Source organism: Jiella marina (genome assembly GCF_024359545.1).
Lineage (GTDB): Bacteria > Pseudomonadota > Alphaproteobacteria > Rhizobiales > Rhizobiaceae > Jiella.
On record NZ_JAKQZG010000003.1, the window covers coordinates 454,706 to 480,525 of the forward strand.

General features: G+C 64.0%; 24 protein-coding genes and 1 tRNA gene. 11 read left to right on the forward strand and 14 right to left on the reverse strand.

The features are described 5' to 3' along the window. Positions 1 to 33 precede the first annotated feature (33 nt). From MF134_RS08245 to MF134_RS08280, 8 genes are all read right to left on the reverse strand, one after another. Positions 34 to 888 (reverse strand): ABC transporter permease, encoded by an 855-nt coding sequence (locus tag MF134_RS08245; RefSeq protein WP_255338945.1) that lies wholly within the window; start codon positions 886 to 888, stop codon positions 34 to 36. Further along, positions 885 to 1,670, reverse strand: a complete 786-nt coding sequence (locus MF134_RS08250; RefSeq protein ID WP_255338947.1) for an ABC transporter ATP-binding protein — start codon at positions 1,668 to 1,670, stop codon at positions 885 to 887. The genes MF134_RS08245 and MF134_RS08250 overlap by 4 nt, the downstream gene beginning before the upstream one ends. 128 nt (positions 1,671 to 1,798) lie before the next feature. Further along, positions 1,799 to 2,434 (reverse strand): cupredoxin domain-containing protein, encoded by a 636-nt coding sequence (locus MF134_RS08255; RefSeq protein WP_255338948.1) that lies wholly within the window; start codon positions 2,432 to 2,434, stop codon positions 1,799 to 1,801. Between the two features lie 64 nt (positions 2,435 to 2,498). Continuing rightward, positions 2,499 to 3,470: a PQQ-dependent catabolism-associated beta-propeller protein gene (locus tag MF134_RS08260; RefSeq protein ID WP_255338949.1), complete on the reverse strand. Its 972-nt coding sequence runs from the start codon at positions 3,468 to 3,470 to the stop codon at positions 2,499 to 2,501. Positions 3,471 to 3,545: 75 nt separating this feature from the next. Beyond that, positions 3,546 to 3,818 (reverse strand): hypothetical protein, encoded by a 273-nt coding sequence (locus tag MF134_RS08265; protein WP_255338950.1) that lies wholly within the window; start codon positions 3,816 to 3,818, stop codon positions 3,546 to 3,548. 194 nt (positions 3,819 to 4,012) lie between these two features. Then, the gene (locus tag MF134_RS08270; protein ID WP_255338952.1) at positions 4,013 to 4,648 is read right to left on the reverse strand and encodes a response regulator transcription factor; all 636 of its coding nucleotides are present in this window, start codon (positions 4,646 to 4,648) and stop codon (positions 4,013 to 4,015) included. Further along, the gene (locus MF134_RS08275; RefSeq protein WP_255338953.1) at positions 4,645 to 6,045 is read right to left on the reverse strand and encodes a sensor histidine kinase; all 1,401 of its coding nucleotides are present in this window, start codon (positions 6,043 to 6,045) and stop codon (positions 4,645 to 4,647) included. Before MF134_RS08275 ends, MF134_RS08270 begins: the two co-directional genes overlap by 4 nt. Positions 6,046 to 6,133: 88 nt before the next feature. Beyond that, positions 6,134 to 7,390, reverse strand: coding sequence for an ABC transporter substrate-binding protein (locus tag MF134_RS08280; RefSeq protein ID WP_255338954.1), 1,257 nt, complete (start codon positions 7,388 to 7,390; stop codon positions 6,134 to 6,136). Positions 7,391 to 7,634: 244 nt separating this feature from the next. Between MF134_RS08280 and MF134_RS08285 the strand changes: the two genes are divergently transcribed. The 8 genes from MF134_RS08285 to MF134_RS08320 all read left to right on the forward strand — a co-directional run bounded on the left by MF134_RS08285 (position 7,635) and on the right by MF134_RS08320 (position 16,021). Further along, positions 7,635 to 8,063, forward strand: coding sequence for a DUF3280 domain-containing protein (locus tag MF134_RS08285; RefSeq protein WP_255338955.1), 429 nt, complete (start codon positions 7,635 to 7,637; stop codon positions 8,061 to 8,063). After that, positions 8,060 to 9,160 (forward strand): (5-formylfuran-3-yl)methyl phosphate synthase, encoded by a 1,101-nt coding sequence (locus tag MF134_RS08290; RefSeq protein WP_255338956.1) that lies wholly within the window; start codon positions 8,060 to 8,062, stop codon positions 9,158 to 9,160. Before MF134_RS08285 ends, MF134_RS08290 begins: the two co-directional genes overlap by 4 nt. Positions 9,161 to 9,431: 271 nt before the next feature. Continuing rightward, a complete protein-coding gene (locus MF134_RS08295; protein ID WP_255338957.1) occupies positions 9,432 to 10,076 on the forward strand; it encodes an amino acid kinase family protein in 645 nt (214 codons plus the stop codon). A gap of 70 nt (positions 10,077 to 10,146) precedes the next feature. Further along, positions 10,147 to 11,580, forward strand: coding sequence for a DUF6513 domain-containing protein (locus MF134_RS08300; protein ID WP_255338958.1), 1,434 nt, complete (start codon positions 10,147 to 10,149; stop codon positions 11,578 to 11,580). A gap of 4 nt (positions 11,581 to 11,584) precedes the next feature. After that, positions 11,585 to 12,160, forward strand: coding sequence for a DUF447 domain-containing protein (locus tag MF134_RS08305; protein ID WP_255338959.1), 576 nt, complete (start codon positions 11,585 to 11,587; stop codon positions 12,158 to 12,160). A gap of 151 nt (positions 12,161 to 12,311) precedes the next feature. Next, complete coding sequence (locus tag MF134_RS08310) at positions 12,312 to 12,824, forward strand: 2Fe-2S iron-sulfur cluster-binding protein (protein WP_255338960.1); 513 nt, start codon at positions 12,312 to 12,314, stop codon at positions 12,822 to 12,824. Further along, complete coding sequence (locus MF134_RS08315) at positions 12,821 to 13,792, forward strand: FAD binding domain-containing protein (protein WP_255338961.1); 972 nt, start codon at positions 12,821 to 12,823, stop codon at positions 13,790 to 13,792. Before MF134_RS08310 ends, MF134_RS08315 begins: the two co-directional genes overlap by 4 nt. 3 nt (positions 13,793 to 13,795) lie before the next feature. Then, complete coding sequence (locus MF134_RS08320; RefSeq protein WP_255338962.1) at positions 13,796 to 16,021, forward strand: xanthine dehydrogenase family protein molybdopterin-binding subunit; 2,226 nt, start codon at positions 13,796 to 13,798, stop codon at positions 16,019 to 16,021. Positions 16,022 to 16,110: 89 nt separating this feature from the next. Here MF134_RS08320 and MF134_RS08325 read toward each other — a convergent pair whose 3' ends face one another. Beyond that, positions 16,111 to 17,151 carry a hydantoinase/oxoprolinase family protein gene (locus MF134_RS08325; protein ID WP_255338964.1) on the reverse strand — a complete coding sequence of 347 codons (1,041 nt, stop codon included), beginning with the start codon at positions 17,149 to 17,151 and terminating at the stop codon, positions 16,111 to 16,113. 153 nt (positions 17,152 to 17,304) lie between these two features. Here MF134_RS08325 and MF134_RS08330 point away from each other — a divergent pair, with 153 nt between their 5' ends. Together MF134_RS08330 and MF134_RS08335 are read left to right on the forward strand one after the other, a co-directional pair. Then, positions 17,305 to 18,000: a HisA/HisF-related TIM barrel protein gene (locus tag MF134_RS08330; RefSeq protein ID WP_255338965.1), complete on the forward strand. Its 696-nt coding sequence runs from the start codon at positions 17,305 to 17,307 to the stop codon at positions 17,998 to 18,000. Positions 18,001 to 18,103: 103 nt separating this feature from the next. Beyond that, complete coding sequence (locus tag MF134_RS08335; RefSeq protein ID WP_255338966.1) at positions 18,104 to 19,228, forward strand: glycosyltransferase family 2 protein; 1,125 nt, start codon at positions 18,104 to 18,106, stop codon at positions 19,226 to 19,228. Here MF134_RS08335 and MF134_RS08340 read toward each other — a convergent pair. From MF134_RS08340 to MF134_RS08355, 4 genes are read right to left on the reverse strand one after another with little or no spacing between them, the layout of a single operon-like run. Next, positions 19,174 to 19,941 carry a sulfotransferase gene (locus tag MF134_RS08340; protein WP_255338967.1) on the reverse strand — a complete coding sequence of 256 codons (768 nt, stop codon included), beginning with the start codon at positions 19,939 to 19,941 and terminating at the stop codon, positions 19,174 to 19,176. The two genes, MF134_RS08335 and MF134_RS08340, sit on opposite strands and share 55 nt — an antisense overlap. Beyond that, positions 19,938 to 20,891 carry a hypothetical protein gene (locus tag MF134_RS08345; RefSeq protein ID WP_255338968.1) on the reverse strand — a complete coding sequence of 318 codons (954 nt, stop codon included), beginning with the start codon at positions 20,889 to 20,891 and terminating at the stop codon, positions 19,938 to 19,940. Before MF134_RS08345 ends, MF134_RS08340 begins: the two co-directional genes overlap by 4 nt. Next, positions 20,891 to 22,090, reverse strand: a complete 1,200-nt coding sequence (locus MF134_RS08350; protein WP_255338969.1) for a glycosyltransferase family 4 protein — start codon at positions 22,088 to 22,090, stop codon at positions 20,891 to 20,893. Before MF134_RS08350 ends, MF134_RS08345 begins: the two co-directional genes overlap by 1 nt. After that, positions 22,087 to 23,835 (reverse strand): hypothetical protein, encoded by a 1,749-nt coding sequence (locus MF134_RS08355; protein WP_255338970.1) that lies wholly within the window; start codon positions 23,833 to 23,835, stop codon positions 22,087 to 22,089. The genes MF134_RS08350 and MF134_RS08355 overlap by 4 nt, the downstream gene beginning before the upstream one ends. Before the next feature lie 303 nt (positions 23,836 to 24,138). Between MF134_RS08355 and MF134_RS08360 the strand changes: the two genes are divergently transcribed. Next, positions 24,139 to 24,213, forward strand: a tRNA-Thr gene (locus MF134_RS08360). Positions 24,214 to 24,759: 546 nt separating this feature from the next. Here the strand turns inward: MF134_RS08360 and MF134_RS08365 are convergent. Then, positions 24,760 to 25,820: tyrosine-type recombinase/integrase (locus tag MF134_RS08365; protein ID WP_255338971.1), on the reverse strand; the 1,061-nt coding region annotated here is incomplete at its 5' end.

Sequence of the window (25,820 nt, forward strand, 5' to 3'; positions counted from 1 at the left end):
CATGCGCTTCCCGGACGGGCCATGCCAGCGGACCTATTGCCGTTTGCGGCTGATGATTCCCCGCGACGGATCGTAGGCCAGGATCGCTCCGCCCAGAAACACGATGGTGCAGCCGGCAACGATGGCCAGGGCTTCGAGGTTCAGTTGGCCATAAAGCGCAAAGCGCATCAATTCGACCGCGTGCGTGAAGGGATTGAACCGGCAGATCTCGAAGAGGAGCGGGCTCGATTCGCGAATGCGCCATAGCGGGTACAGGGCCGACGAGGCGAAATACATCGGGAAGATCACGAAGTTCATCACGCCGGCGAAGTTCTCGAGCTGCTGGATCAAGGAGGACAGCAGCATGCCGAGGGCGCCCAGCATGAGACCCGCCAGGATGATCGCGGGCAGGACATAGAGATAGCCCTGCCAGTCCGGCTGGACCTCCCAGAACCAGGCGATCGCAAGGAAGACATAGACCTGCAACACGCCGACCGCGACGCCGGCGGAGAGCTTCGAGACCAGGAGAAACCAGCGCGGCAGAGGCGAGACGAGCAGCGTCTTCATCGTGCCGGTCTCGCGATCATAGACCATGGAGAGCGAGGACTGCATGCCGTTGAACAACAGGATCATGCCCATGAGGCCGGGCGTGATGTAGACCTCGTAGAGCACGTAGGTCTGGTAGGGCGCGATGATCGACACCCCCAGGACCTGCCGGAAACCGGCGGCGAAGATGAACAGCCACAGGAGCGGGCGCACCAGGGCCGAGACGAAGCGCTCGCGCTGATGCAGGAAGCGCAGGCCCTCGCGGCCAATGATGCCGCGCGCGCAGATCAGATAGGCCGAGAGCGGAAAGCCGCGCCTTTCGGCTGTCGTCTGGTCGCGCTTTTCCAGCGTTGCCTGGCTCATGCGACCATCTCCGCCTGGACTTTCCTCGCTTCGAGCCCTGTCAACTGGGTGAACGCGTCGCTGATCGAGCCGACGCCTTCGGCTGCCACGATCTCGGGTACGTTGCCTTCGGCGAGAACCTTGCCGTGATGGAGGACGACGACCCGGTCGGTTTCATCGATCTCGTCGATCAGATGGGTCGCCCAGAGCGCGCTGACGCCTTCCTCGTTCACCAGGCGCCGCACTTCGGCCAGGATCGCGGCGCGAGAGCGAATATCGAGCCCGACGGTCGGTTCGTCGAGCAGGATCAGGCGCGGCCGGTGGATGAAGGCCCGGACGATCTCGATCGAGCGAAGCTGTCCGCCCGAAAGATTACGGGCCTTGTCGCCCAGGCGGTCATGCAGGGCATTGCCGGCCAGGATCTCGTCGATCCGGCGGCGAGCCGCAGACCCGGAAAGACCGTGAAGGGCGGCATGGTAGGCAAGGTTCTGGCGGATCGAGAGGTCGAGATCGAGGGTGCGGGCCTGAAAGACAACGCCGAGCCGCCGCAAAGCCTCGCCGGGATCGCGGCTCAGATCGTGGCCGAGGATCTCGATCGAGCCGTGGCGCACGTCGAACAGCCGGGTGATCAGCGAAAACAGGGTCGACTTGCCGGCGCCGTTCGGTCCGAGAAGGGCAGTGAACGATCCCTGCGGGACGTGGAAGGAGACGTCGTCCAGCGCTTTGCGTTGGCCATAGGAATGGCTGACCCCGTTGACCTTCAAGGCCGGCAGGCCGGTTGTCGTCTCGTCGCTCTCGCTCATGCTTGCCAAGTTGCTCCGTGTTCCGTCTCGGTGCCGCCCTGCGCAAATCTAGGGCAGGGGCCTCATACGGCATGAGGCCGCGGGTCGCATGGACCCACGGCCTCGCATCGATACTGAGAACGCTCCGATCACGGAACGACGGTGATCGTGCCCCTCATCTCCTGGTCCTCATCGAGGCCCTCGACATGCCACTCGTAACGTCCCGGACGGATCGTCTGGAACTGCACGGTGATCGTGCCGTGGGCGTCGTATTCGAGCCAGGCCGGCATGCCCGCCATGTGGATTTCCAGATCCTCGATGACGATCTGGTTCATCCAGACATTGCGGAAGAAGTCGGTCGCGCGGAACTTGTATTCGACGTCGCCCTCGGACTTGATGTCCCAACGATAGGCCTGGCCGGCGCGCAGGTAGAAATCGTTGTCGCTGACGGCGAAGGGCTGCCCGCCTTCACCAAGGATCAGCGGCGTGACGATCTGCGAGGAGAGAGTGTTCTTGGGCAGGCCGAGCTGGTCGCCGTTGAGAGCCGCGGCCGGCATCATTTCGGATCCCGGCGGAATGGTCAGTTCCGATGCCGGCGGCACCATGGCCGCGCTGCCCATGTCATCGTCGTCATCATCATCATCGTCGTCGTCGTCATCCGCCTGCGAGGACGACATCGCCGCGTCGTCATCGTCGTCGGCCTGGGCCCAGGCCGTATTGACCGGAGCCATGGTGACTCCCAGGCCGAAGACGGCGGCCATCATGGCGAGCCAGATCGATTTCATGAATTCCCTCCCGATTGCGGATGTCGTGGTTGAGTGCTGGTCGATTCCCGGAGAAGCAGCCCGATCATTCGGGCGTCACGGCGACGCCCCAGGGCTGCTGACCGACCTGGACGGACTTGATCACCTCGTCCTCCGACACGTCGACGATGGAAATGTCGTTCGAGATGCCGTTGGTGGTGAAAAGGTATTCGCCGTCCGGCGAGAAAGCGAGCTGCCAGACCCGCTGGCCGACGAGAAGGTAGTCCAGCACCTCGTAGGTGTTGGCGTCGATCACGGCGACCCGGTTTGCCGGTCCGAGCGCGACATAGGCCTTGGAGTCGTCCTGGGTGATCCGCACGCCCACGGGCTGGATCGCTTCGGAGCGGATGCCGGGGATCTCGAAGGTGATCTTCTGCTTGATCTCTTTCGTCTCGGCATTGATGACCGACACGGTTCCGCCGATCTCGGCCGAGACCCAAACCTCGGTCCCGTCCTTCTTGTACTGGGCGAAGCGCGGACGGGAATCGACCAGGACGTTGGCGACGATCTGCTGGCTATCGCGGTCGATGAAATGCGCCATGTTCGTCGTTTCCGACGTGTTGACGATCATCTGGCCGTCCGGCGAAATGCCCATGCCTTCAGGTTCCACGCCGACGGGAATTTCCGCGAGTCGTCCCCCTGTCTCGAGATCGATCACGGTGACGAGATTGTCGTCCTCGTTCGCCGCATAGAGCCGGTCGCCGTTCGGTGCGACCACCAGGAGCTCCGGATCCGGGCCCGACGGAAGCGTGCGGATGAACTCGTAGGTGTCCGTCGAGAACTCCTTGATGATGTCGTCGTCGCTCGTGCAGACATAGAGGCTCTCGCCGTCCGGGCTGACGGCGATGCCGCGGGGCCGCTGGCCCACGTCGAACGTGTCGACCACCTCGAAATTCTCCGAGTCGAGCACGGTGATGTCGTTGCCCTTCTCGTTCGAGACGAAGATCTTGTAGGCGAAGGCGGGGCTCGTGCCCATCGCGAGCATCGTGGCGAGCGCCAGGGTCGGCAGTCGTCTCATTATTCCTCCCATGCGGCCTGAACGTGTTGAGGCGGACGAATGGCTCGCCCGCTCTTGGACATGCGACAAGCCGTGCTATTCGTCCAGTGACATCACCACAATCTTGAAGTCACCATTCAGCTTGATGTCGTACTGGCCGATCTCGCAGGTGGCGTCGTCGATCTCGTAGAGCGTCTCGCTCTCCTTCTCGATCGCCGGGGCGGTGCAGCCGATCTTGGCCAGCGTCTCGTTGACCTTCTGTGCCTCTTCGGCGGAGGCCATCTCCTCGACCGTGTCGTCTTCCTGAGCGCCGGCCGAAACACTGCCCGCGGCCAGAAACGCCAACGCAACGACAATATTCTTGATCATGACGTAAATCTCCTCGGTCCGCTCGCAGCTCTGCGAACAGATTTACAGACCGACCTGAAAATATAGACCACTTTTCACTTCCCTCGTTGTTGTGAGTGATGCGTTTATGGTCGTTTCGATGCGGGCATGCTATCTTATGAAAATTCGGCTGAGCAACGGGAATACTTCCCGGATCGCTTTGTGGAGCGTCAAAATCAGCTTTCGCCGCCGAGCATGCGCCCGCCCTTTGTCTCGATCGCGAAGCGGACAAGATCGGAGGTCCGCTCGACGCCGAGCTTCTCCTTGATGCGGGTCGAGGTGTTGGCGACCGTCTTGTAGGCGATGCCCAGCCCATCGGCGATGTCGGTCAGGCTCTTGCCGTCGCCCAGCATGTGGAGGATCTGCAGTTCGCGGCGGGTCAGTTCCGCGACACCGGTTTCGCGCGAGGCATGATCGGTCATCAGGGCCGAGGTCTCGCTATCCACATAGGGCTCGCCCGCCATGGCCTTTTCCACCGCGGTCAGAAGTTCGTCCGACGGGGCGCTCTTCGAGACATAGCCGAGTGCGCCCTCGCGCCGGGCGGACACGGCATAGACGACGTCCGAATACATGGAGAAGATGACGATCTTTGCCTTCGGATCATCCGCCCGAAGCCGGCGCAGAACGTCGAGCCCGCTACCGTTCTTCAGATTGATGTCGAGGATGGTGACGTCGGGCCGGACCTTGCGGAACTGGGCCAGAGCCTCAGACGGGCTCTCGGCCTCGGCGATCGATTCGATCGTCATGGTTTCGACGAGACGGCGAATGCCGTCCCGCACCACCTTGTGGTCGTCGACGATCAGGAGGTTCATGACGCATCCTCGAATGAAGCCGTGACGGCAGATCGTTCGTCACCATTACTATCATGCCTATCGGCTGTTGAGTGGGTGCTGGCAAGGGGGATCCAGCCTGCAATCCGCACACCGCGCGGCCGCTCGACAGTCTCGACGGAGAGTTCTCCACCCGCCGCCTCGATCCGCTCGGCCATGCCGACGAGGCCGAAGCCACCGCTCGGTGCATTGCCGGAAAAGCCCCCGCCGTCGTCGACGATGGAAAAGTCCAACCGGCCGGGCGCCAACGCGACGTCGATGGCGATGCGCCGCGGCTTGCCGTGACGCAGAGCGTTGGTGACCGCCTCTCGCACCGCGCGATGGACGAGCGTTTCGATCGTCGCGCCGAAATCGCCGTCGGGGATGTCCATTTCGAACGCGACGTCGGGGTGGCGGCCCTGCAGATCGGCGATCATCTCCTCGACGGCCGCCTTCAACCCCAGGCCCGGCATCGTGCCCGGGCGCAGATTGGTCAGGATCCGTCGCAGTTCCTTTCGCGCCTCATGGGCGGCCGAGGTGATGGCGCCGGCCCGCTCGACGATGGTTTCGGGATCTTTGGAGGGATCGCGCGCCAGCCGCTTGATCCCCGAGGCGTCGACGTCGATCGCAAAGAGCAGCGGGCCGACATCGTCATGGAGATCCCGGGCCAGTTGGGTGCGCTCCTCGTCCTGAAGATGCAGAAGCCGATCCGAGAGTCGTTGATTGCGGGTGGAGATGGCCTTCAGCCGCTCCGTCATCAGGTTCAGCCCTGCGGCAAGATTGCGCATTTCCGGAGGGCCATGCGGCTCGGCCTTGGCGTCGTAATCGCCGGTACCGATCCGGGCGAAGGCTTCGTGGATGGCGCCGAGCGGCCGCAGGGCCCGGTCCGCGACGATCCAGATCGCGCTGAATGCGATGGACAGGAACAGGACGAGAAGCCCGAAAACCCTCAAGAGATCGACCCAGGCGTCGGTCAGTTCGTTTCGCGGATCGATGATGATCCCGACCGACGTGATGGGCGCGGCGGCTGCCGTCAGCGGCATGATCGCGGTGTCCGGTTCCGACCCGAGCAGCGTCACAAACCATTCCGGCAGGCTGTTGTAATCCTCCGCCAGGATAGATTCGTCGCGGATGACACCGAGCGTGTCGATCAGGACAACACGCACGTGCCGGTCGCCGTTGAAGGTCCGCACGAAACCGGCGAGCTTGCCCGAGACGTCACGGGTGGCAGGCAACTCCGCGACCAGCTGGGCAACGCGGTTGGTCGCCACGCTGCGCGCTGCCTGCAATTCGGTGCGGATGTTTTCGCGCGCCTGGTAGAAGGTCAGCACGCCGCCGATCAGAACGATGGTGATGAAGGCGATCGCGAGCGTCAGGGCGAGGCGGGTCTTGAGCGACATCGCCTCAGTTCCCGGTTCCCGGCACCTTGCCGCTCGTCGCAATGCCGCCTGTCGTCACCATCTGTTCACGCCGGTTCATGCTCGTTGATCATTCTTCGAAGGAGCATGTGGATTCGGGCCTGTCGTATCCCAAGGTGTCGAGTTCGGAAACCTGGTGCAGGAAGCCTTCCTGCGGCGACGCGGTGACCACCGAATTCTCGGTGCCGAGAAGCACCGGCTGGCGCAGCTGCCAGTTCCAGTCCCGGAACGTCAGACGCTGGCCCTTGAACGCCGCGACGGCGAAATCCTCGCCCTTGATGAAGGCATCGATCTGTTCGGGATCCGTCGACTGGGTCCGCGAGGCTGCTTCGCCGATCACCCGGATCGCCGTCCAGACCTGCATGTCCTTGGACTCCATGCGGCGGCCGGAGGCGTCCTCGAAGCGGTTCTGGATCTGCGCACCGCCCCATTGCTCGCTCGCCGGATGCCAGGAGCCTGGCACGAGGCCCGCCGTCCCGGCAACGGGACGCGGCACCCAGGTGCGCCAGGGGACATAGGTGCCGAAGACCTCGTTCTCGTCGGCGACGACGACGACGTCGTGTTCCGGCAGGTCTTGCAGGAAGACCGGGATCTGGCGCTGCACGAGAGCCTGACCGGAATCGGTCGCCCGGGCGCCGCCGCGATCCTCGAAGGTCTTTTCGGCGACGATCTGGGCACCGAACTTCTTCGCCGAGCGCTTCAAGGCTTCGGCGAAGAGCTGATCATCCTCGTGCTGGCCCGCGATCAGGGCCCATTCCCGCCACTGCTTCCACATCAGATATTGCGCCAGCCCGTCGGTCAGCATGGCCCGGGACGGGGCGGTGTGGAGCATGTTGGCACGGCAGTCGTCGTTGCGCAGCCGGTCATCGGTCGCGCCGGCGTTGAATACAAGAGCCCCTTCGGCATCGGCGAGATCGGCCACCACTACCGTGTCTTCCGGCGAAAGGTCGGTGACGATGTAGTGAACACCGTCGGCAAGCATCTTCCTTGCCGGCGCTTCCACGTCGTCACCGGGGGCGAGCGTCACCGTGTCGAGGGTGAATTTCTGGCCCATGAAGGAGCCGGTGGTGTTGTTGTCGTTGATCGCGACATTCGCACCCGCAAGGCCGATGTCTTCCGGCGGAATGTCGAGGACCGAGAGGGCAAGAGTCCTCTCGTAGGTTCTCAGGAAACCGATCTTGACCGTCTGAACCTGAGACTCCTGCGATGTTGCCGCGGCTGTATCGGTGGACTGCTGTGCGCTTGCCGGTGCCTGAAGGCTCGTCGAGAGCGCCAGGCCAAAGGCCAGCATTCCCAAGGCGCGTCCTGCGGATTTCAGTACGAGCATGTTGTTGTCCTCCCGTCCATGGCAGGCTGCCCCGCCCGGATATTGGTCGATGACATTTGCTCCATCCCGCCAATGCTCTATCACCTGTCCACACCGACCGGCCAACGATTGAGGGAGGACCGAAATGTTCGTGATGATGATGTGTTGCGGAGCATGGCTGGCGAGGCAAGCAAGACTTTTTCCCGTTATCCTCTTGCTGGCGCTCATGTCCCATCCGGCTGCGGCGGCTGACAGGAAGGTCGCCGTGTTCGAATTCGAGCTGATCGATTCGAGCCTCGAAGGATCGATGATGGGGGAAAATCCCGACCAGACGGCGCGGCTGGAGCGCATGGCACCGGCCCTTCGCGACAATATTGCGGCGATGGAAAACTACACCCTCGTCGACACGGGCCCGGTCGCCGACAAGGCGGCCAGCCAGAACCTGCAGAGCTGCGGAAATTGCGCCCTGAGCTATGCCGAGGAGGTCGGCGCCGACATCGCGGTGGTGGGTACCGTTCAGAAGGTCTCGAACCTGATCCTCAACATCAACGCCTATGCCTATAACGTCGACACCGGCGAGCCGATCGCCCGCGGCAGCGCCGACATCCGCTCCAACACCGATCAGAGCTGGGACAGGGGCATCCAGTATCTGTTCGAAAACGTGATCAAGAAGCAGCTCGAGGCAGCGCTTTGACGAAGCTCCTCGCCAGCGTGAGAGGGCCGGAAGAAGCCGAGATCGCGCTTTCCGGCGGTGCCGATATCATCGATCTCAAGGATCCAGCCAAAGGCGCGCTGGGTGCCGTCGAGCCTGCGGTTCTGGAGGCGACCTTGCACGCTGTCGCCGGGCGGCGCCCGGTCTCGGCGGTGGCCGGCGACCTGCCGATGACCGGGGACGTCGTCGCGAGCGAAGTGTTGCGCCGTCGTGCGGCGGACTTCGTCAAGATCGGGCTGTTTCCCGCGTCCCCTGACGAGCGTTTGGCGGTCATCGAAGCGCTGAAGCCGATCGCCCCCAAGATCAGGCTCGTCGCGGTCTTCTTCGCGGACGGTGATCCGGATTTCGATCTCCTCGGCCCGCTCTTCGAGGCCGGATTTCACGGCGCGATGATCGATACGATGGGCAAGGGCACCGGCGGGCTTTTGACCCGGCTGTCCTTCTCGACGCTTTCGCATTTTGTCAGCGAAGCAAAGGCGCTTGGTCTGATGACGGGGCTCGCGGGCTCGCTGGAGGCGCCCGACATTCCTCGTTTGATGGTCCTTGAGCCGGACTATCTCGGGTTTCGCGGAGCGCTGACAGCCGGCGCTCGGGATGCCATGGTCGACGCCGGGAAGGTCGCGCAACTCTGCCGATTGATGGACCAGGGCGGCGCTGCGGCGCCGGCGCGGGCGCAGGCCACCGGTGCGGCGGCGGACTGTGACCGGGTCTTCGTTCGCGACTTCGTCCTGCCGCTCGAAATCGGGGCCTACGGGCATGAACGCGGCCGCAAGCAAGAGGTGCGCTTCTCCGTCGAGGCGCTGATCGAGCGGATTGCCGTGACAGGCGACCACATCGGCGAGGTCTATTCATACGACCTCATCATCGATGCGGTCCGCGCCCTGGCGGAAAGTGGCCACACCGATCTTGTCGAGACGCTTGCCCTGGAACTCGCACGGCGCGTCCTGTCCGACAGGCGCGTCTTCGAGGTGACGGTCACGGTCGAGAAGCTCGAACTCGGTCCCGGTGCCGTCGGCATTTCCATCACGCGGCGACGGGGCGAAGCACTTTCTCGAGCGATTCCCACCGGTTCGGTTTGAACACCAAAGTGATCGCCAGGGCGCGCGGCAACTTCATGCTGCAGTGCAACTAATTGAACCTCTTGCGTTTTCGCTCGTTTGGGCTTTCACTCATTGCGGGTGAAACCACTGGCCGCGAGCCGGGCTCGTCCGACGAATTCTCGTGAGTTTTCGAGAGCCGAGCCCGCGCGAAGTGAGCACAGAGCATCGCGGCGTTCTGCAGGCCTCTGTGGGCGGCGGCGCCGAACCCAGGTTTTGCCCGAGTGCGAAACGCAATGCGGGACAGTCGGTCATGAGTATCTCTCGCCAGGCGCTGGTCATCAAACTCGGTGGGAGTTCGGCCGGCTCGCCGGACCTCACCCGATGGGTGGCGGCGATCGAGCAGGCGGGAATGCCGGTGGTCGTCGTTCCGGGCGGCGGACCGTTCGCCGATACGGTGCGTCGCTATCAGCCTCGCCTGGGATTCGACGACGAAGCAGCGCACGAAATGGCGATTCTCGGCATGGAGCAGTTCGGTCTGGCGCTCGTCAGTCTGGGCAGGCGTCTGGTCAAGGCCAAGGATCGCGGCGATATCCAGGCCGCATGGTCACGGAACCTCATTCCGGTCTGGCTGCCCCGGGACGTGGCGCTGGGCGCCCCTGATCTCAGGCAGGACTGGACCGTGACTTCGGACTCGCTGGCCGCATGGCTTGCGCGGCGATTGCTCATTTCCGATCTCTGTCTCATCAAGCAGATCGATATTCCGGAGGATGCCACGGTCGATGCGCTCATCGGGGCGCAGATCATCGACGAGAGTTTCACCACCTTCGTCGAGGACGGGCTGCGCGTCCACGTGGCCGGCCCCGCCGATCTGTCGACGGCCGCCTTCCGTCTTACCGATGGCAGGGCCCCGGGACGTCGGGTCGGCGACATGGCCGAGCTCAAGGCGGCGAGCTGATCCTCGTCGGCTTCCGACAAACCGATCGCATGGACTTTTCATCGGCCGGCAAATGGACGACATAGCCGGCATGGACAAACCGCGACTGCTCTTCCTGACCGGCCGTCTCGCCCACCCGCGTCTCGAACGCATGCTCACGGGCATGGGCGAGATGGATTTCGACTGGCGGATCGCCGATATCGGCGTCAAGGTCGCGGCTCTTGCGACGGGCGAGATCATCGAACGGCGGTTGGAGCGTCCCGTCGAGGCGGATCGGGTCATCCTGCCCGGCCGCTGCCGGGCCGATCTCGATCGTCTGGCGGAGAGTTTCGGCTTGCCCTTCGTGCGCGGCCCCGACGAGATCGCTGATCTGCCGGCCTTCCTCGGCCGCAAGGGCGAGCCGCCGGATCTGTCGCGCCACGACATGCGCATCTTCGCCGAGATCGTCGACGCGACGGCGCATCCGGTCGAGACGATCGTGGCGCGGGCGGAGCGGATGCGGGAGGAGGGCGCCGATGTCATCGATCTCGGCTGCCTGCCGGACACGCCCTTTCCGCATCTGGAAGACACGATCCGCGCCCTGAAGGCGGCCGGCCACAAGGTCAGCGTCGACTCCGCCAACCCGGACGAGCTGGCGCGTGGAACGCGGGCTGGCGCCGACTATCTGCTCAGCCTGAACGAGGAGACGATGTGGATCGCGGGGGAGGGCGATGCCGTGCCGATCCTCGTGCCGGCGGTGCCGCATGATCTCGATTCCCTCGATCGGGCGATCGCGGAGGCCGAGCGGATGGGGATCGACTTCATCGCCGATTCCATCCTCGATCCGATCCATTTCGGCTTCACGACCTCGATCGTGCGCTATCACGAACTGCGCCGGCGCCATCCGGGCATCTCGATCCTGATGGGGACCGGCAATCTGACCGAACTGACCGACGCCGACACCTCGGGCATCACCGCGACGCTGCTCGGCATGTGCTCGGAGCTTCGGATCGACAATCTGCTGATCGTTCACGTGAGCCCTCACACGAGGGCGACGATCGCCGAACATGACGCGGCCCGCCGGATGCTCTTTGCGGCCAGGGAGGACAACGCCCTGCCACGCGGCTATTCGGATGCGCTTCTGCAGGTTCACGACGTCAAGCCGTTTCCCTCGACGCCCGATGACATCGCCGAGCAGGCCAAGACCATCAAGGACCGGAATTACCGCATCGAAACGGCCGAGGACGGGGTCCATCTCTACAATCGCGACACCCATGCGGTGGCGACCGATGCCTTCGAGATCTATCCCCATATCGAGGTCGATGGCGATGTCGGTCATGCCTTCTATCTCGGCGCGGAACTGCAGAAGGCGGAGATCGCCTGGCGGCTTGGCAAGCGCTACGCCCAGGACGCGCCGCTCGATTTCGGCGTCGGCGCCCCGCGCGACGAGGAAGATCGCACGCGGCTCGAAGAAGCCGGCCATACGCTGAAATCGAAGAAGCAGCGCAAAGCGCCAGCCGCCGAGAGCGACGACACAGAGAGGTGAGGGCGTGCCCTATATTCGCGAAAGCATCCTGACGACGGTCTCGCCGGATGGCGAAGTCCACATCGCTCCGCTCGGCATCATCCAGGAGGGAGACGGCTGGGTGGTGGCGCCCTTCCGGCCGTCCACGACGCTCGCCAATATCGAGGCCTCCGGCCTTGCCGTCGTCAACTATACCGACGAAGCAAAGATCTTTGCGGGCTGCCTGACTGGTCGCAAGGACTGGCCGCTGACGCCGATCGAAGACAGCCCGATCCCGCGGCTCGAGGCCGCCCTGTCTCACGACGTTCTTAAGGTCCAGTCGGTGAGTGCAGACGACCTCCGCCCGCGCTTCTTCTGCAAGGTGATCGCCTCCGGCCAGCACCGCCCGTTCACCGGCATGAACCGGGCGAAGGCGGCGGTGCTGGAAGCGGCAATTCTCGTCAGCCGCCTCAAGATGCTGCCGGCAGAGAAGATCGAGAACGAGATCGCCTATCTCAAGATCGCCATCGACAAGACCGCCGGGCCGGACGAGGAGCAGGCCTTTTACTGGCTGCTCGAGAAGGTGATTGCGCATCTGGCAGAGGTGGAAGCCGGGGCCTGAGACGGCCTGTTTCGGCGCGACACTGTTTCGCGCTGCATTTACGGACCGGTCACCGAACTTTTCCTTGGCTCGCGAGTTCCCACAGCAATTCGAACCGTTCCAATGTGCCGCGCGTGCGGCGCGGACGCGAGAATGCTGAAGGGAACCATCCGTGACCACTTTGAAGATCAACGGGGTCGAGCACGAACTCGACATCGACGCGCGCACGTCGCTGCTCGACGCCTGCCGTGACCATCTGGCCCTCACGGGCTCCAAGAAGGGCTGCGACCATGGCCAGTGTGGCGCCTGCACCATGCTGGTGAACGGCCGGCGCATCAATTCCTGCCTGACGCTCGCCATCATGCATGAAGGCGACGAGATCACTACCGTCGAAGGTCTGGGCGATCCGGACAATCTCCATCCCATGCAGGCGGCTTTTCTCGAACATGACGGCTTTCAGTGCGGCTATTGCACGCCGGGCCAGATCGTCTCGGCCGTGGGCATGCTGGGCGAGGTCGCCGATGGCTGGCCGAGCCACGCCAGCGCCGACCTCGAGAATGGCGCAACGCTGTCTGGTGACGAGATACGCGAACGTATGAGCGGAAATCTCTGCCGCTGCTCGGCCTATCCGAACATCGTCGACGCCATCGAGACCGCCAGCACGAAGCTGAAGGAGAACGCATGAGACCGTTCGAATACGCACGGGCCGGTAATGTTTCGGAAGCAGGCCAGCTTGCCGGCCGCTTCATCGCCGGCGGCACCAATCTCCTCGACCTGATGAAGCTCGAGGTGGAAGCGCCCGAGAAGCTGGTCGATATCACTCGTCTGCCGCTGGACAAGATCGAGGACACCGAGGATGGCGGTCTGAGGATCGGGGCGCTCGTCACCAATTCAGATCTCGCCGCCGATCCGCGCATTCGCCGCGACTACGAGGTTCTCTCGCGGGCCCTGCTCGCCGGCGCCTCGGGACAGCTTCGCAACAAGGCGACGACGGGCGGCAACCTCCTTCAGCGCACCCGCTGCGGTTATTTCTACGAGCCTTCCCAGCCCTGCAACAAGCGTGAGCCCGGCTCCGGTTGCGGCGCAATCGGTGGCTTCAACCGCATTCACGCGATCCTCGGCACGTCCGACAAGTGCATCGCGACGCATCCGTCCGACATGGCCGTCGCCATGCAGGCGCTTGAGGCAACTGTCGAGACCCAGAAAACGGATGGCTCGACCCGGGAAATTCCGCTGATCGAGTTCCATCGCCTGTCAGGCGACACGCCGGAAATCGAGACGGTCTTGGAGCCGGGCGAACTCATCACGGCAGTTCGTCTGCCGAAATCGCAAGGTGGCAATCAGGTCTATCGCAAGGTCCGTGACCGGGCCTCCTATGCCTTCGCTCTCGTCTCTGTCGCGGCGGTCGTGAAGATGGACGGCGGCAAGATCGAATGGGCGCGCTTGGCCTTTGGTGGGCTCGCGCACAAGCCCTGGCGCAATCACGATCTGGAAGCGGCCCTGAAGGGTGAGGCTCCGTCTTCTGCGCTGTTCGACAAGGCAGCCGACATTCTGCTCGCCGATGCCAAGGGGCAGGGCGAGAATGATTTCAAGATCCCGCTCGCGCGGCGCACGCTGAAAGCCGTGCTCGCCCAGGCGACGAAGGGAGCGTGACCGATGAATAAGCATGTCATGAACGAAGCGATCGGCGAGACGCGCCTCGATCGCGGCACACAGGGCGTGATCGGCAAGGGCGTCGATCGCTACGAGGGCAAGCTCAAGGTTTCCGGTCTTGCGCCTTATGCCTATGAGCACCTGGCTGGCGAGGACGTCGCCTACGGCTTCGTCGTACCGGGGGCGATCGGGCGTGGTGCGATCAAGTCGGTCGACGCGTCGAAGGCCGAAGCGCTGCCGGGCGTTCTCGCAGTGATCTCGGGTGACAAAATCACCCGGGCCTCGTCGCAGCCCATGGCTCCGGCGGCGCAGACAATCGACGGCGAAGTGTTCCATTACAACCAGCCCGTCGCCCTCGTCATTGCCGACAGCTTCGAGACGGCGCGCCACGCCTCGCATCTCGTGAAGGTCGAATACGAGGCCAAGAAAGGCCGCTACGACATCACCGCTCGCGAGACCGTGCGCGAGCCCGACCCGATGCCGATGGAGCCGGTGAACGAACGCGGCGACTTCGAAAAGGCGTTCGCGGCCGCTGAAGTCCAGTTCGACGAGACCTATACGACCCCCTCCTACCATGCCGCGGCCATGGAGCCGCACGCCTCCGTCGCCAAGTTCGACGGGGACACGCTGACGGTCTGGACCTCCTGCCAGCTTCTGGAAAGCGGCGTTGGCCAGATCGCCGCCGGCGCCGGGATCGATCAGGAAAAGGTGCGGGTCCACAGCCCCTATATCGGCGGCGGCTTCGGCTCGAAGCTCGGCACCAGCCCGGATGCCGTGCTGTCGGCACTGGGCGCCATGACTGTCGGCAAGCCGGTCAAGATTGCGCTCACCCGCCAGAACGTCTTTCAGGCGACCTCACGCCGTGGCGAAACGATCCAGCGCATCCGTATCGGCGCCACCAGGGACGGCAAGATCGCCTGCTTTGCCCATGAGTGCGATACGACAAATTCGCCCGGCAATGGCTTCTTCGAGCCGTCGGGCATTTCATCGGTCTTCCTCTATGCCGGCAAGGACCGGCGCATCGCCCACAATCTCGTGGAGACCGACTGCCTGATGACCTCGGCCGTCCGCGCGCCGGGAGAGGCGACCGGGATGCTGGCGACCGAAGGCGCGCTGGACGAGCTCGCCGACCGGCTCGGCATCGATCCGATCGAATTCCGCGAGATGAACGAGCCGGAGGTCAATCCGCAGGACGACACGCCCTTCTCGTCGCGCAAGCTGATCGAATGCATGGATGAGGGCGCCAAGCGCTTCGGCTGGGACAAGCGGCCGGCGACGCCGGCGTCCCGCCGCGAGGGCGAATGGCTGATCGGTTACGGCATGGCTTCGGCGAGCCGTGCGAACTCGCTGATGCAGTCCTCGGCCGAGATCGAGATGAGCCCGGATGGCCGGGCGACGGTGCGTACCGCGATGACTGACATCGGCACTGGCACCTACACGATCCTGCAGCAGATCGCGGCCGAGATGCTGGGGCTGCCGCTCGATCAGGTGGATGTCGAACTCGGCGACACGGCGCTGCCGCCCTCGTCCGGCTCTGGCGGCTCCTGGGGTGCCAACTCGGCCGGCTCGTCGGTTTATGTGGCGGCGGAGGCCGTGATCGCACAATTTGCGAAGCGCCTTGATGTGGAGGCCGACACGCTGACGCTGAAGGACGGGCACGCGATCGCCGGCAACCGGCAGATTCCGTTCTCCGAGATCCTGAACGGGGAAAGCCTGTCTGTCACGGGCACGATCGAGCCGGGCGACACGTCCGAGTCCACCCACCAGGCGAGCTATGGCGCGCATTTCTGCGAGGTCGCGGTCAATGCCGTCACCGGCGAAACACGCATCCGCCGGCTGCTCACCGTCGGCGCGGCGGGCCGCATCCTCAACCTGAAGACCGCGACGTCCCAGTGCTATGGCGGCCAGATCTGGGGCATCGGCTACGCGCTCGAAGAAGAGCTCGTGATCGACACGCGCAATGGCCTTCTCGTGAACCACGACTTGGCCGAATACCACGTGCCGGTCCACGCCGATGTGCCGAAGCTGGACGTGGTGCTGCTCGAAGAGCGCGATCGCTATGCGAGCCCGCTCGCCGGCAAGGGCATCGGCGAACTGGCGATCGCGGGTGTCGGCGCTGCCATCAACAACGCGATCTACAACGCTACCGGCGTCCGCGTTCGGGACTATCCGATCACGATGGACAAGCTCCTTGCGGGTCTCCCGGACGATATAGACGCCGCAGCCTGACCCGGTGAACTGTCGGGTCCATATGAAACAGGAAAAGCCGGGGCGGTTTTCGCCTCGGCTTTTCCATGCCCCGAGCCCCAAGCCTGTCGTCAGCCGACATGCTGCGCCGCCAGTGTCGCGATCGCGGCGGCCGGCGCGGCGCGGCAGACGGCGTCGCGCAGATCGGCCGGGCAATCGAGAAGATCTGGAAAATCGACGACGCCGAGATCGAGCCTTGAGGCGAGGCGGCGCAGCACCGGGCGGCCCGTACCCGCCATGACGATCGGCGCGTCGTCGGAAATCACTTCGCGCGAGAGCACGAGAAGCGCCGCGTTGTGGATCTGCCGAAGCTGCTCCTCGGCAAAGCCATGGGCCAGCCATTCCCAGGCGCCGTCAGTCGCATCGGCCGCGTCCAGCCCGACCATTCGCGAAAGACGCCGGCGCGAGGCTTCGATCGTCTTGTCCTGGCCATCGGCGGCGGGATAGAGGTCGTCGGCCTCGTCGAGAACGCCGATGATCCGCTGGACGTCGGCCATGGTGGCGAAGAGTTCGTTCATCACCGGCACCACCTGGCCTGCGAAGGCGATCCGGCTCGCCACGGCCATCAGGGGGGTGCGGGTGTAGCCCTGATAGACGAGTTCGCCGGTGGTGAGCCTTTGATTGTCGGTCGCGCCCTGCGACCTGACGGTTCCGTCGGCAACGGTCAGGATGTCGGTCGTGGTCGACCCCATGTCGATGAAGAGGGCTTCCTCGATCGAAGCCGCGGCGAGAGCCGCGCTCGCATGCCAGTTCGCGGAGGCGATTTCCTCGGCATGGGAGCGGGCGTCGCCCGGCGAGAGGAAACCTGCCGCGCCGCCATAGAGCGAGATGTCTCCGGAAAGCCGCTCGGCGAAGATGCGGGCGATGTGCTCGACCCCTTCCCGGCGAGAGGGGAAGATGTCGGAAAGCTCCCCCGTCATCGTCACGGCATGCCGATCGACGCTACCGCGTTCCGACACCTCGTTGATGATCTTCATCAGGCCGTCGTGCAGATGGCTGAGGCCCTGCCAGATCGGTGTCGCTTCCTGCCATATCCGCGTGATCTGGCCGTCTTCGACGAGCGCCGCCTTCAAATGCGCGCCGCCGACGTCCCAACCGATGATTCGTGCCATGATCCTGCCGTTCAAACCCTTCGCGCGCCTGGCTGGCGAGCATCCTGCCGGCGGCCTGATCGCCGTCCCGGTCATTTCGCGCGGACCTTGAGCTTTCGACCGGCGCGCGGGACGTATATCAGCATCGAAGCCGATCATGTCTCAAGGTGGACGATGCAGATTATCCCGGTTCTCGACATCAAAGGCGGTGTAGTGGTGCGCGGCATGATGGGCGATCGCGCCAATTACCGGCCGATCGAGACGCCGCTTGCGGCCAGTTCCGAGCCGGTGGCCGTCGCCGAAGGGCTGATGGCGCTTCACGAATTCCCGGCAATCTACATCGCCGATCTCGACGGTATCGAGGCCGGTCGACCCAACGAAGTGGTCCTCGATGCGCTGACCGCACGTTTTCCGAACACCGACTTCTGGCTCGATGCGGGGCTTCGGTCGAAGGGCGAAGCAGAGGCGATGGCGGCGCGGCGAGGGATCGTTCCCGTCGTCGGCAGCGAATCCGTCGAATCGGTCGAGGTGGTTCGCCATCTTGCCGGGCGCATCGCCTACGTGTTGTCACTCGATTTCCGAGGCGACGCTCTTCTGGGGCCGCCGGAGCTGATCGAGGCTCCGGAGATCTGGCCGGACCGCGTCATCGTAATGACCCTGCAAAAGGTCGGGAGTGGGCAGGGGCCCGATCTCGCTCGTCTTTGCGCGATCCGGCAGGTCGCCGGAGAGCGCCATGTCTATGCCGCTGGTGGTGTCCGGCATGGGGGCGACCTGGAAATACTGGCAGGAGAGGGGATTGCCGGTGCCCTGATCGCGACGGCGCTCCATGACGGTCGCATCGGCCCTGAGGAGATCGTGCGCCTGTCGTGATCGCCGGTTCGGACCGGCCTTGCGTCGACGTTTCCCCGCGCCGTCGAGACTTCCTTAACCATGCTGCAATTATCGTGGCGGCCAGCACTGATGCGGGCCGACCATGAAACTGATCATCCAGATTCCCTGCCTCAACGAGGCCGAAAACCTGCCGTCGGCACTGGCCGATCTTCCGCGCTCCGTTCCCGGCTTCCAATCCGTCGAATGGCTGGTGATCGACGACGGTTCTTCGGACGGCACGGCGGAGATCGCCCGAGCCCATGGTGTCGATCACGTCGTCCGGCTGCCCCACAACCAGGGACTCGCCAAGGCGTTCATGGCGGGCATCGGCGAAGCGCTGCGGCTCGGCGCCGACGTCATCGTCAATACCGACGCCGACAACCAGTATGACGCCCGCTTCATTCCGGACCTCGTCGCGCCGATCCTCTATGGCGAGGCGATGATCGTGATCGGCGCCCGGCCGATCGACGAGATCGCGCATTTCTCGCCCGTCAAGCGTCGGCTGCAGCGGCTGGGAAGCTGGGTCGTCGGCAAGGCCGGCGGCGTCGACATCGACGATGCCCCGAGCGGCTTTCGGGCGTTCCATCGCGACGCTGCCATGCGGCTCTGCGTCTTCAATTCTTTCACCTACACGCTCGAGACGATCATCCAGGCGGGTCGCGCCAACATTCCGATCGCCAGCGTGCCGGTGGCCGTCAATGGTGAGACGCGGCCGTCGCGCCTGTTCAAGGGGACGGCCTCCTATGTCCGCCGGTCGCTGGTGACGATCCTGCGCATTGCGCTTCTCTACAAGCCGCTGCGGATCTTCACCCTGGTCGCTGCGCTCATCGCCCTGCCGGGCGTGGCGGCGATCGCGCGCTTCCTCGCCTTCTACGTTGCCGGCGACGGTAGTGGCCATATCCAGTCGCTGGCCGTCGCGGCGGGTCTCATTTCGGTGGGTGCGGTCGTCTTCGTGGGCGGGCTTCTGGCCGATCTTATCGCGGCGAACCGCATGCTCCTCGAAGACATCCGGACGCGTCAGATTTCCCAAACTCTCAAGATGGAACCCAGCATGTCGCCTCAGGATCTCGACGGACACACCGACCGGATGGTCGCGATGCTTCGCGCCACCCAGGCCAATCTTGCCGCCGCGGCGTCCGGAGCGAAATCCGCCGAGCCGCTATCGCAAGAAGATCAGGACGCGTTGATGCGTTCGTCGAGGGCGGCCGGGTCGAAACTCACCGGATAATGCCGTTCGCCGTGCCTCGCGGCGAAATCGAGCAGCTGACGGAAGTGGTTGGCGCGATCGGCCGCCAGGAAGAGATCTTCGTAGCGAAAGCGACGTGTGAGCGGGTCGGTCTCGGCAAAGGCGAGAAGCGCGTCGTTCGTGTAGGTCCATTCCCAGTTCAGTTTTTCCTCCACCGACATCCCGTCCCACAGTGGGCCTGCCACCGGATCGCCCAGGAGCTTCGGATTGAGGCGGCCGTCGCGCACGACATCCCTTTCGGTGTAGCGGTCGCCGCGCCGCATCCATGAGCGCACCCAGCTTTCCTTGTCGCGCGTCACGACGATGACCTTCGCTTTGGGAAACGCGTCGCGCAGGACAGGAAGAATCAGGCTCCACTGCAAATTCGACTCGATGACAAGAGACTCCGGTCGGGAGGCGAAGTAGCGCTCACGGCTCTTGCGCACGCGCCGGACCACCTGCACGTGGGAGAGCTCTCCCAAACGATATTGGGTTGCCAGTACTCTAGAGCCGGTTCGCTTCAGGATGCGTCCGATAACCATGTGATAAAGGCCGAACGCCCGGATGTTCGGCCAGGACCGTCGATCGAATGGGCCGTAGAAAATGTCCGGCTCATGGACGGAGAAGGCACCGTCGATCATCGTCGAGAGCTTGCGACCGAGGAACTCCGTGCCGGTGCGGCCGGCCGATACGATGAAGACGAGGTCCTTGCTCATGCATCGACCGAGGCTGTGGGAGGGCTAGCTGCCGCAGACCGTCTGCTTCGCGCGCGGCTGTCGCGCCAGAGGAGGAGTCCCGTCAGGATCGACAATCCCGCCATGCCGAACAGGCGGTTCAGGGCGGCGGCCAGAAAGCCGAATGCCGGGCCGATTCCCACCAGCGGCGCGATGGAGGCGGCGACCCATTCGCGAACGCCAAGGCCGGCCGGAACGAGCGACACGGCTGTTCCTGCAAAGGACGTCACCGAGAAGGCGGCCGCTGCCATGGGAGACAGGCTTGCCCCAAGGGCGGCGATTGCCAGGACCATGCGTGCACAGTCGAGCACGAGAAGAGCGAACCGGATGATCGAAACGCGGCCAAGCATCGACCAGCCATAGTCGCGCCGAAGGATCCCCCATGCGGATCCCGCGTAGAGGAGGGCTCCCGCTGCAAGCAATGCAGATCCGGCGACCGGGCTTGCGGCCAGAACGGCGACGCCGGAGACGAGCATGGACATGCCGCCCCAGACGCCTGCGAACAGGCCGATGAGCCAGGCGCTGGCCCGAGTGGCGACGCCTTCGGCTTTCAACCCGCCGAGGCGGGCGATGATGCCGCCCGGAAGCGGCAGCATGTTGCCGGCGCTGGCATAGACGGTCACCTCCAGGGCGCGGGGCCAGCGCATGGGGCGACCGGCCGCCGACGCCATTGCACGCAGTTCCGCGGCGTTGAGCACGATGGTGGCCGGCACGCCGATGAGCATGAGGGCGACCAGCGGCTGCCAGGCGATCGTGTCGATCCGGCCCGACAGGCTGGTCCAGGCCCAGGCGAAGCCGCCGGCAAACGCGATCAGGGCGAGGACGAGACCGATCCGTTTCAGGAAAGCGCGATGTGCGAGAAACCAGACACGCAGGCTTCGGCCAAGCGCACGGATCACGCTCTTTGCGACGCGAATCTTGGGGGCGGCCATCACGGTCTGCTCTCCGCCGTTCCGGACATGGCTGATGCGGCGGGTTCGGCCTTTCCGTTTCCATGAGCGCGATAACAGCCAAGGGTGGCTTCGGCGACCCGCGCCCACGAGTAGTGGGCTGCGACGGCGGCTCTGGCCTTTCGGGTAAAGTTCGCGCGGGTGGTCTCCGACCATCCCGCGATTTCCGCGATCTTCGACGCCCAGGCCTGATGGTCTCCCGCGGGGAGCAGGAACCCGCTCACACCGTCGACGACCGCGTCCGTGATGCCGTCGACGGCCGACGCGAGCACCACGGCGCCGGCGGCCGCAGCTTCCGGCGCCGTCAGGCCGAAGCCCTCGAAGCTTTCGATGCCCCGATCGAGATTGGGCATGACGACCGCGATAGCTTCTGCCCTCAATTGGGCGAGGGCCTGGCCATGAACGGCCCCGAGAAAGGTGACGCGCGGATCGTCCAGGGCATCGCCCTCTCGTTCGTCCCAGACTGTGCCGGCGACGACGAGTTGCATGTCAGGGGCAAGCTTCGGTAGGACGTCTTGAATGAACCACGCGCAACCCTTGCGCTCGATCAGACGCCCGACGAAGAGAATGTAGCGGCCTGAGATCGGCTCCGCGGCTGGGGTCGTCCCATCCGCGGAGGTCTGATCCTCTTCGCTTCGTGTCGCCAGGGGGATGGTCGCGATCTGCCGGAAACCGCCATCACGGCAGAGCGCCGCCGTCGCCCGCGAATTGGCGAGGACGATGGCGTTCTTGCCGAGACAGGTAGCTCCCAGCCGCAGGTAGCTTCGATACAGGGAGGCAGCGATGCCCAGCCGGAATGCGAAGGCGATGTCGGTGCCGTGGGCGGAGAGAACAAGCCTCGGGCTTTTCTGCGAGATGCGGGCCATGACCACCAGCGGCCAGACGCTGAGGTCGCCGCCATGCACCACATCGACGCGCCGTCGCTTGAGGAGGATCGACAATCCGGCGGAAAGCCCGAAGCCAAGAAGGCCGAAGGGGGAGGGTGGCCGCCCGTCCGCGCGGCCCGGCAGCGCGATCGCTTCCACATCGGCATGCGATTTCAGGGCTCGCAGGAGTTCCCGGCAGTAGATCTCCATGCCGCCGACGGCCGGCGGCCATTTCCGCGTCACGAAGAGCACGCGGAGGCGACCCGATCCTTGTTCGTCATCCGTCACGGGGGCGGTTTCGCGGCGTGCGCTCATCCGGAGAACCCCACGAAAAAGGGATCTGAGGGCGCCGGCTTCGCCGGGCGAGGCAGATTTGCGCCATATCGCAGGATTGCCTTGATCCCGCCTTGCCCGTCGCCCGTGCCGGCGTGCCTCCCGATGGTGCGAGAGCCGACCACGAACTCGCGTACCTCGCCGGGATGGAGGATGGCACCGTCGATGACGAGCGGAACCTCGGCTTCGAGCGTGTAGGGGCCCGGAATGACGATCTCGGTCGTGGCCTGAAAGTCCCCGGGCTGAATCGAGATGGTCTTTCCGGCAACCCAGATCGAACCCCAATGGTGTACGAAGTTCGTGCGAAGCGCCTGCGCGTCCTCAGGAAGCAGCGAGAGTCCGTCGGGAAGGGCCGGGCTGTCCGGATCCAGCGCCGCACTCAGACCCGGGCCGTTGGCGAGCACGAAGCGGGGATGGCGTTCGGCGATTGCCTGGCGGATCTCGGGCCGGCCGCGCTGCCGGTAGTAGCTGGTGCCGAGCGTGCTCATGAAGAAGCCGAGGCGCGGATAGTCGGTAACCGATCCGTTGCGGTCGATATAGGCGACGGGTTCGGGAAAGATCTCGTGAATCGCAGTCAGCGTTTCGCGCTGCGCGGTCTGTCCGGCCGAATAGGCCGAGCTCGCCGCGACCAGTGGGGGAAGCAGAAGACCGGCCGCGAGCGGCAGGGGAGAACTCAGCCGCTCTGCGAAGGCGTCATAGGCCAGCGCGCACAGGACGGCTGCGGGGGCGAGTGCGAAGACATAATAATAGGGAAAGCTGTTGCGGTAGACGAAAATGGAGAGAAGCGGCACCGTCAGCGCAAGAAGCGCCAACCCGCGGGCGCGGCTGCCCGGCGAAAGGCGAGCGAGCACGAGCGCCGTGCCGGCCGCGATCCCGCCCCACAGAAGGAAGCTCGTCACCATGGACCGCAGGAGATAGCGACCGGTCCATGGGAAACCACCGAGCGAGAACATCGTCGCGATATTCTGCCCAAGCCGGTTCGACGGAGCGGCCTCGGCCGCAACTTCACCAAGCGAGGCGCGATGCAGGAGAAAGAGAAGGGCAAAGCTTGCAGCCCCGACGATTCCGCCCGTGATGAAGCGCAAAAGCACGGCCCGTCGCTCGCCGGAATCCGCCAGTCGAAAGAAGGCGGCCGCCAGAATGGCCGGAACGAAGAAGACCGACTTCACCGTGACGAGCCCGGCCACGGCGACGGCGATTGCCGCGATTCCGGCGCTCAAGACCGTGATGCGGCCTGTCCAGATGAGTGCAAGGGCGGTCATCAGAAGACAGGTCGCGAGCGGATCGAAGCGAAAGCTCGCGCCGTGAACGAGGACGTTGCTCGACGCGGCATAGGCCGCAACGGCCGCCATCGCGCCGGCCGCCGAGGCGTGTTGGCGCGCGATCCTGAAGATCGCGGCAAGCGTGCCGATCTCGCAGGCGAACATGATCAGCCGGCCGATGACGATGCGGTCGATCCCGCTCAGCGGCAGGGCGGCGAGCCACGCAAAGAGCTGGACGTGAAAGGTCTGCAGCGGGCTCGTCAGTTCGCCGCGATTGAAGGCAGCGGCGCGCGCGAGGAAATAGAATTCGTCCCAATTTATCTCGTGAACGAAGACGAGGCCGATCTGGAAGGCAAGCGCGGCGATCGTGACAACGCCGAAGATCAGGCAAGGCGAGACGCCGGCCGCACCGGTGGTGCCGGCCGCCTCCGTCGCCACCTCGCTGCGGCTTGCCGGGATCGCCATGCCTCGCCCTTTCCGGCGTCAATCCGACCTTCGCTGTTACCGGAAGACGGCAAAGAAAAGCCTAACCCGGGGGCCTGAAGCGAGCCCGATGCTCCAGCGGCTCAATGCTCAGGATGGCGGGGCCGCCTTATGTGCAGGGTGTTGAGCGCGGGCGCCGCGGATCGGTTGCACTTGGCGCCAAGGGTCGAAAGACGCCGACCAGGTAGCTATCGCCGGGTAAAATCCGATCCGTCGAAAAACCGGAGAGGCACCGCCGAAATTTGGGGATGTCTCTGTCCGGGCGATATGTTATCGCAGGTGCGGGCCGGTGTAGCACAGCGGTAGTGCAGCGGTTTTGTAAACCGAAGGTCGGGGGTTCGATCCCCTCCGCCGGCACCAATGAAATCAAGTGGTTATGCCGCAATTCTTCCTGATTTCATGTCGCATCCATGTTGCGGAGAGTTCTCGTTATTAGCAGGGATTCCCCGGTAGACTAGGCAGCTCCAACCGACATGGAAGGCAGTCTTGTCGGGCGTATGGGAAGATCACAAGCGTAACCTAGTCGTCCCACCCTTGGTAGGAGCAATTAGCCCGATCGAAGAGTTGCGAGTTGGGGCTTAATTTGGTCGGTGACCAGTAGCGCTGTAGAGCACCGGAATCTGTCGACCGGTTTTGCGCGCTTGCTGAGGCAACTCCGGCCAAATCGAGTGTCAAATAAGCCAAATCGAGTGGCGCGCTCCAACGATGTCTCACCGATGAGAATCGTACTCAAGTTCTTGATCTTACAGGTGTTTGGTGGGCCCGGAGGGAGCGTCCACCTTACGCCTAAAGCCTTGAACTCTATGGCTTCCATCAGCAGAAGTGGAACACAATGTCCCACTTTGATGTCTCACCTTATCCGGCATGTGGTCGAGCTGTAAATCGGCCTGTCTGGGCCGTGCCGGCTCATAGATTTCCGGAGCACAATATTTCTGGAATCGTTTCATCATCGCGGGAATGTCCGTACGTCCCAAGAACGTGAAGAGGGGAACTCCAGCCTCCCAGACGCGCGATCGATACAGGATCGATTCCTCTGTGGAGAAGGCCTGTAGCGAAGCCGTGCCGCATGGCATGCGGTGACAGGTACTTGATCCCAGCAGCTTTGCAGATGCGTGCCGCTCTCTTCTGCGCTGCGCTCCGGTTCGCAAACATGAACATGGGAGCATCTGGATCAGTCTTGTCTAACCGCTGCAGGAGTTTGGCAAGCGCCTTGGGCATGTGTGGGAAGCGCTCGTCACCACCCACCTTGCTCATGACGATCCGTATTCGCTGCTCTTTCCATTGGACGTCACGCAGCTTGACGTTCATGACCTCACCGATGCGGGCTCCTGTAAAGAACATCAGCGCATAGCATGCAGCTAACTCACTGTCGGCGCTCTGAATGAACAGCCGCAGCCACTCGTACGTACCGTAATCTTTTTCGACTTTCGGGACGCGGAACTTCTTGATCCTAATCTGAGGAGCCTTGCCCAGAGCAGCGGCATGATTGATCACTGCTTGCGTGACCGTGATGAATTGACGATTACGTGTTGCGGGCCCAGCGAATGGATAGGTCGCTATTGCACCACTGCGTGCAGCCTCAGGCGTGATGCGGTCGCATGGTGTCTCCTTGAAGTAAGTCGCTACCGCCATGAGAAAGCGTGCCGACTTGCGCGCATCGAGATACAGCATGGCCGCCTCGGCAAACGTTGCGCAGCGTGGACCTGCCAGAGCAATAGCCCAGGCCTGTTGTTCGACATTCTGCGCTACTCTTCGTGCTTTAGCCTGCTCAGTCGTTCCGCAAGTGCCTCGTAGGAGTTCGCCCTGGACCGTGCCGCGGTAGTGCCAGACTTCACCGCGCTTGTAGATTGAGAGGGGCATGGTCTGCTGTCCTCCATCAATACAGCAATGTCTGAATCGGTTAGCACCATTGCGCGCCCGAACACTCGACATGCACCAAGTTTTCTGGCTCGTACTCTGATCAGTCT